This window comes from Oerskovia sp. 140933 (assembly GCF_059651515.1).
Map to the genome: position 1 here is coordinate 20,366 of NZ_JAMXIO010000044.1, position 6,756 is coordinate 27,121.

Annotated in this window: 4 protein-coding genes; all 4 read left to right on the top strand. The window is 74.2% G+C overall.

All coding sequences use genetic code 11. The annotated features are described in order from the left end of the window. Positions 1–6 precede the first annotated feature (6 nt). The 4 genes from NHG27_RS17210 (at position 7) to NHG27_RS17225 (ending at position 6,667) form a co-directional block, all read left to right on the top strand. Entirely contained in the window at positions 7–2,472 is a 2,466-nt protein-coding gene (locus tag NHG27_RS17210) for a beta-xylosidase/alpha-l-arabinosidase (RefSeq protein WP_497017127.1), read from the top strand. Positions 2,473–2,476: 4 nt separating this feature from the next. Continuing rightward, positions 2,477–4,291: a glycoside hydrolase family 43 protein gene (locus NHG27_RS17215; RefSeq protein WP_497017128.1), complete on the top strand. Its 1,815-nt coding sequence runs from the start codon at positions 2,477–2,479 to the stop codon at positions 4,289–4,291. 264 nt (positions 4,292–4,555) lie between these two features. Next, positions 4,556–6,052 carry an MFS transporter gene (locus NHG27_RS17220; RefSeq protein WP_497017129.1) on the top strand — a complete coding sequence of 499 codons (1,497 nt, stop codon included), beginning with the start codon at positions 4,556–4,558 and terminating at the stop codon, positions 6,050–6,052. A 144-nt stretch (positions 6,053–6,196) separates the two neighbouring features. Continuing rightward, positions 6,197–6,667, top strand: a complete 471-nt coding sequence (locus NHG27_RS17225) for a MarR family winged helix-turn-helix transcriptional regulator (RefSeq protein ID WP_497017130.1) — start codon at positions 6,197–6,199, stop codon at positions 6,665–6,667. Positions 6,668–6,756 lie beyond the last annotated feature (89 nt).

Sequence of the window (6,756 nt, forward strand, 5' to 3'; positions counted from 1 at the left end):
TCCACGATGACTCTTCAGACGAACCAGACCGAGCTGCCCGTGTGGTCCGACCCGTCGGTCGGCACCGGGACCCGTGTCAAGGCCCTCATGGCCGAGATGACCCTCCGGGAGAAGGTCGCCCAGCTCTTCGGGGTGTGGGTCGGCGCATCGGCCGAGGGCGGCGAGGTCGCCCCGCACCAGCACGACATGGAGGACGGCGTCGACCTCGACGCGATCCTGCCCGACGGGCTGGGGCAGCTCACCCGGCCCTTCGGGACCAATCCGGTCGACCCGGCCCTGGGTGCGCTGTCGCTGCTGCGCACGCAGGAGCGCGTGCGCTCCGCGAACCGGTTCGGCATCCCGGCCGTGGCGCACGAGGAGTGCCTCGCCGGGTTCGCCGCGTGGGGCGCGACGGCCTACCCCGTGCCGTTGTCCTGGGGGGCGACGTTCGACCCCGCGCTCGTGCGTCGCATGGCGGAGCGGATCGGGCAGGACATGCGCTCGGTCGGCGTGCACCAGGGCCTGGCCCCCGTGCTCGACGTCGTGCGCGACGCCCGCTGGGGCCGCGTCGAGGAGACCATCGGCGAGGACCCGTACCTCGTGGGGACCGTCGCCACGGCGTACGTCCAGGGCCTGGAGTCCGCGGGCATCGTCGCGACGCTCAAGCACTTCGCGGGCTACTCGGCCTCGCGCGGCGGCCGCAACCACGCGCCCGTCTCGATGGGCTCGCGCGAGCGTGCCGACGTGATCCTGCCGCCGTTCGAGATGGCCGTCCGCGAGGGCGGCGTGCGCTCGGTCATGCACGCCTACACCGACACCGACGGCATCCCGTCGGCCGCCGACCGCGAGCTCCTCACGGGACTCCTTCGCGACACGTGGGGCTTCGACGGGACCGTCGTCGCCGACTACTTCGGGATCGCGTTCCTCAAGATCATGCACGGCGTGGCCGGCGACTGGGCCGAGGCCGCCGCGGCGGCGCTCGCGGCGGGCGTCGACGTCGAGCTGCCGACCGTCAAGACGTTCGGCGAGCCGCTCGTCGCGGCCCTCGAGGCCGGGGACGTCGACGTCGCGCTCGTGGACCGCGCCCTGGAGCGCGTGCTGCGCCAGAAGGTCGAGCTGGGCCTGCTCGACGCGGGCTGGGACCCGGTCCCGGGCGTGCTGCGCGACGTGCCCGCGGACGTGCTCGCGGCCGTCGCCGGTGCGGGTGACGATGTCGCGGTCGCCGCGCTGCGCGGGACCGTCGACCTCGACGGCCCCGCCAACCGGGCGCTGGCCCGCGAGGTCGCCGAGCAGGCCGTGGTCCTGCTCGCGAACGACGGCGTGCTGCCGCTCGGCCCCGACGTGCGCCGGGTCGCGCTCGTGGGTCCCACGGCCGAGGACCCCATGGCCGTGCTCGGCTGCTACTCGTTCCCCGCGCACGTGGGCCTGGCCCACCCGGAGGTCCCACTCGGGATCTCGCTGCCGACGCTCGCCGCGTCGCTGCGCGCCGAGCTGCCGGGCGTCACGCTCGACGTGCTGCCCGCGATCACGCTCGACGGCACGAGCGACCCGTCCTCGACCGGGGCCGTGAGCACGGCCGAGGTCGCGGCGGCCGACGCCGAGGGCATCGCGGCGGCGGTCGACCTGGCCCGCGGGGCCGACGTCGTCGTGGTCGCCCTGGGCGACCGGGCCGGCCTGTTCGGTCGCGGCACGAGCGGCGAGGGCTGCGACGCCGAGTCGCTGCGCCTGCCCGGCGCGCAGCAGGACCTGCTCGACGCACTCCTCGCGACGGGCCGTCCCGTGGTCGCGACGATCCTCTCGGGTCGTCCCTACGCGCTCGGCGCGGCCGCGACCCCCGCGCCCGGGGAGCCCGGCGCCGCGGCGATCGTCCAGGCGTTCTTCGCGGGCGAGGAGGGGACCCCCGCGGTCGCGGGCGTCCTGTCGGGGCGCGTGGCGCCGTCGGGCCGGCTGCCCGTGAGCGTGCCCGGGAGCGAGGGCGCCCAGCCCACGTCCTACCTGGCCGCGACCCTCGCGCAGGCGACCGACGTGTCGAACATCGACCCGACCGCGGCCTTCGCGTTCGGCCACGGGCTCACGTACACGAGCTTCGACTGGTCGGACCTCGAGGTGGGCACGGCCGAGGCCGCGACCGACGGGGCCTTCGAGGCGTCGTTCGTCGTGCGGAACACGGGCGGGCGCGACGGCGTGGAGGTCGTGCAGCTCTACGCGCACGACCCCGTGGCCTCGGTCGTGCGGCCCGTGCAGCGGCTGATCGGGTACGTGCGCGTCCCGCTCGCGGCCGGTGCCTCGGCGCGCGTGAGCGCGACCGTGCCCGCCGACGTCCTGTCCTTCACGGGGCGCGACGGCCGGCGGATCGTCGAGCCGGGCGCGATCGAGCTGCGGTTCGGGGCGTCGAGCGCCGACGTGCGGCTCACGGCGCCCGTGCGGCTCGTGGGCGACGTGCGCGTGGTCGACCACACGCGTGAGCTGCACGCGCCGCTCGTGGTGGGCTGACGCGGTGCCGAACCCGAGGTCCGTCAGGCAACCGACCCTTGTCGCCCTGCCGACCTCGGGTCCGGCAGCCGGGCGCGGGGGCCGGGCAGCCGGAGCACGGGCAGCCAGGACCTTCGCGAACCCCGTCCTGCCCGGCACGTACCCGGACCCGAGCATCTGCCGGGTGCCGGGGGCCACCCGGGCGGACGGGACGGTCGCGCCCGACGACTACTACCTCGTCACCTCGACGTTCGAGTACTTCCCGGGCCTGCCCGTCTTCCACAGCCACGACCTCGTCACGTGGACGCAGGTGGGCCACGCGATCCACCGGACCGACCAGGTGGACATGTCGAGCGTGCCGTCGTCGGGCGGTCTGTACGCCGCGACGATCCGCCACCACGACGGGACGTTCTACGTCGTCACGACCCTCGTCCACACGCAGGGGCAGGGCGGGCACCTCCTCGTGACGGCGACCGACCCCGCCGGGCCGTGGTCCGACCCGGTGTGGCTCGCGGGGGACGGGATCGACCCGTCGCTCTTCTTCGACGCTGCCGGTCCCGACGACGCTGCCGGTCCCGACGACGGCGCTCGCGTGTGGCTCACCGCGACGCGCCTCGCCGACCCGGGGGAGTGGGAGGGGCAGACCGAGGTGTGGCTGCGTGAGCTCGACCTCGCGGCCGGGGCGCTCGTCGGCCCCGAGCACGTCCTGTGGCGCGGGGCGCTGCACGGCGCTGTCTGGGCCGAGGGCCCGCACCTGTACCGGGTGGGCGACCACTACTACCTGCTCGCCTCCGAGGGCGGGACCGAGCACCGCCACGCGGTGTCGGTCGCGCGAGCCGACGCCGTGACCGGCCCGTACGTGGGCAACCCCGCGAACCCGGTCCTCACGCACCGGCACCTGGGGCGGGAGTTCCCCGTGGTCGGCGTCGGGCACGGGGACCTCGTGGAGACCGCCGCCGGCGAGTGGTGGATGGTGCTGCTCGGCAGCCGCCCCTACGGCGGCTACTTCCCCAACCTGGGCCGCGAGACGTTCCTCGCGCCCGTGGTCTGGGAGGACGGGTGGCCCGTGGTCGCCCCGGGCGTCGGCCACGTCGCGGTTAGCTTCCCCCTGCCCGACGTCGGAGCGCGGCTCCCCGGGGCAGGGTCGTCCGAGCCGTCCGGGCCTCCCGTCGAGGTGGGGCCGGGTGCCGAGGTGAGCGCCGTCGTCGTGCGGGAGACGTTCGACGGTTCGCCGGACGTCGGGCTGAGCCTCGCGTGGAACCAGGTGCGGACCGGAGAGCCGTCGTGGTCGCTGACCGAGCGGCCCGGGCACCTGCGGCTCGCGCTGTCGCCCTCCACGCTGTCGGACGTCGCGACCCCCGCGTTCCTGGGGCGCCGCCAGCAGCACACGGACATGGACCTCACGGTGCGCGTCGACGTCGACCCGGCCGGGCCCGACGAGTGGGCCGGGCTCGCGGTGCGCCAGTCCGAGGAGGCGTGGATCGCGGCGGTCGTGACGCGGGCGGCGCCCGGTGCGGCCGGAGTGCCCGGCGGGCGCGAGCTGCTCGTCGTCGAACGCCTCGGCGGCCAGGAGAGCGTCGTGGGGCGCGCCGCGCTCGGGCCGCTGGGCCTGGCCGAGGGCCCCGTGGACGTGGCGCTGCACGCGGCCGGGCAGGACTACACCTGCGGGGTCCGGACGGTACGTGGCTTCCACGCGGTGGCGACCGTGCACGGCGGGCGGCTCAGCTCGCCCGAGGCGGGCGGGTTCCTCGGCGTGTGGGTCGGGCCCTACGCGACGGGCCGCGGGACGGCTACCGCGACCGTCGCGGACGTCGAGTGCGTGGAGTACCGGGGACGCTAGGACGCGACCCGCGGCAGGACCTGCCGCGCTCGCCGCGTCGTCGCCGACGGCGCCTGACGGGGCCCCGTGTGCTCGCGGCACGGACGCCTGCCGCCACCGATCCTCCCGCCCGGCGGCCCGTAGCCCGGGTCGTCCTTCCGCCCGGTGGCTCGGGCTGCCTCCGCGCGCGACGGTCGAAGGCCCCGCGCAGGGCGCGGTTTGACACCCGGGAGACCTCGCGCTCATTCTTGCTAAGAATATTGGTAATCAAGAATGTGAGGCAAGATGAGCACCGACCCGACCAGCGGCCCGTACCGATGGCGATGGCTGATCCTGGTGGTGATGATCGTCGCGGAGGTCATGGACCTCCTGGACGCCTCGATCGTGAACGTCGCGGGCCCCGCGCTGGAGGAGTCGCTCGGCGCGAGCTCCGTGGGCCTGCAGTGGGTGATCGGTGGCTATGCCCTCACGCTGGGGGCAGGTCTGGTCCTGGGCGGCCGGCTCGGTGACCGGTACGGCCGCCGCCGGATGTTCCTGACCGGCCTCGCCGCCTTCACGCTGAGCTCGCTGCTGTGCGCGCTGGCGCCGAACATCGAGGCGCTGATCGTCTTCCGACTGCTTCAGGGGGCTGCGGGGGCGATCCTGCTCCCGCAGGGACTGGGGCTGCTGCGCGAGAACTTCTCCGGACCCGAGCTCACCAAGGTCTTCGCGATCTTCGGTCCCGTGCTCGGGCTGGGCGGCATCATCGGCCCGGTCCTGGGAGGCTTCCTCATCGAGGGGGACATCCTCGGTCTGGGGTGGCGCGCGGTGTTCCTGATCAACCTGCCCATCGGTCTCGCGGCGCTGGCCGTCGCGGCCAGGTTCGTCCCGAAGAAGCCGGGAGACCGCACGGTACGGGTCGACATGGTCGGCGCAGGCCTGGTCATGGCGTCCTGCGCCCTCCTCGTGCTGCCGCTCAACCAGGGGCAGGAGGACGGCTGGCCGCTGTGGACCTGGATGAGCATGACCGCGTCCGTCGTCGGGTTCGGCCTGTTCGCGCTGCAGCAGCGCCGCACCGCCGCTGCGGGCCGCGAGCCCCTCGTCACCCCGGCACTGCTGCGAAAGCCCGCCTTCACGGTCGGTCTCGGCGGTATCGCCCTGTTCTTCGCCGGGCTGATCGGCACGCAGCTCGTGCTCACGCTGTTCCTGCAGATCGGACAGCAGCTCAGCGCTGGGGACGCCGGCCTGGGCAACCTGCCGCTCGCGGTGGGGACGGCGATCGGCGGCGCGATCAGCGGCGCGTTCCTCGCCGACAAGATCGGCCGCAAGGTCCTTCAGGTCGGGCCGGTGATCCAGCTCGCCGGCGCGGTGCTGCTCTGGTTCGAGCTCGACGGCGTGAGCACCGGCTCGTTCTCGATCTGGGACATCGCCCCGGGCATCGCCGTGTCCGGTGTCGGAGCAGGAATGGTGATCGCCGCTCTGTTCAGCTTCATCCTCGCGGCCGTCGACGACGACGAGATCGGCTCGGCCTCCGGCGTGCTGTCCGCGGTGCAGGCCATCGGCGGCTCCATCGGCGTCGCGGTCTTCGGCTCGGTGTTCTTCGCGCAGGCCAAGACCGGCGACTTCACCGCCGGCTTCCACCACGCGCTCGTCGGCCAGGCGTGCCTGCTGGTGGCGTTCCTGGCCATCACCTTCCTGCTCCCGGCGAAGGGTCGACCCGAGGATGAGCAGCACGGCACCGTCGGCCCCGCCGCGGGCGTCGTCCCTGCCGCCTCAGGCGCCGAGCAGGGCGTCACAATGTGACTCCCGGTCCGGGGCCGTGCCGGCGGCGGCCCCGGGCCCGGCGCGTGGGGAGCGCCACGAGGTCGGTCGCCATGCCCCCGCCCGTGGAACTCACGCATCATTGACTGCCAACGTCCTCAGCGATCCAGGAGCAGCGTCCACGCCATGACTTCCAGCCAGCCCACCGATCCTCAGCCCGCGGCACCAGCCCAGGGGCCGATCCGCGACCAGCTGCGGAACCTGACCCGTCGCCAGCAGCGGTTCGAGCGGTACCTGGGCAGGCAGATGCACGTCGATCCCACCGGGCTCGCGGTGATGGACCACCTCGTCAGCGCGGGACCGGCGACGCCGACCGAGCTGGCCCGCGAGCTCAGCACGTCGACGGCGGCGATGACGCTGGTCATCGACCGCCTGGCGGACGGCGGGCACGTGAGTCGCCGACCGCATCCCAGCGACCGGCGCAAGGTGCTCGTGACGCCGGCCGAGCACTGGGAGAAGGATGCGTTCGAGCACGTCGGGCCCCTCGTCGTGGAGCTCGGCAGGATCGCCGCGTCACTCACCCCCCAGGAACAGGCGACGGTGGTGACGTTCCTCGAGCGGGCGGTCGCGGCGTACGACCACGCGACCAAGGCCTAGGTGTACCCGGCCAGGAGGTTGGTTACAGCCTGCTGATCGGGGGTTGGCCGTCGAGGGCTTGGTGGCGACGGTGGGTGTTGTAGTGCTCG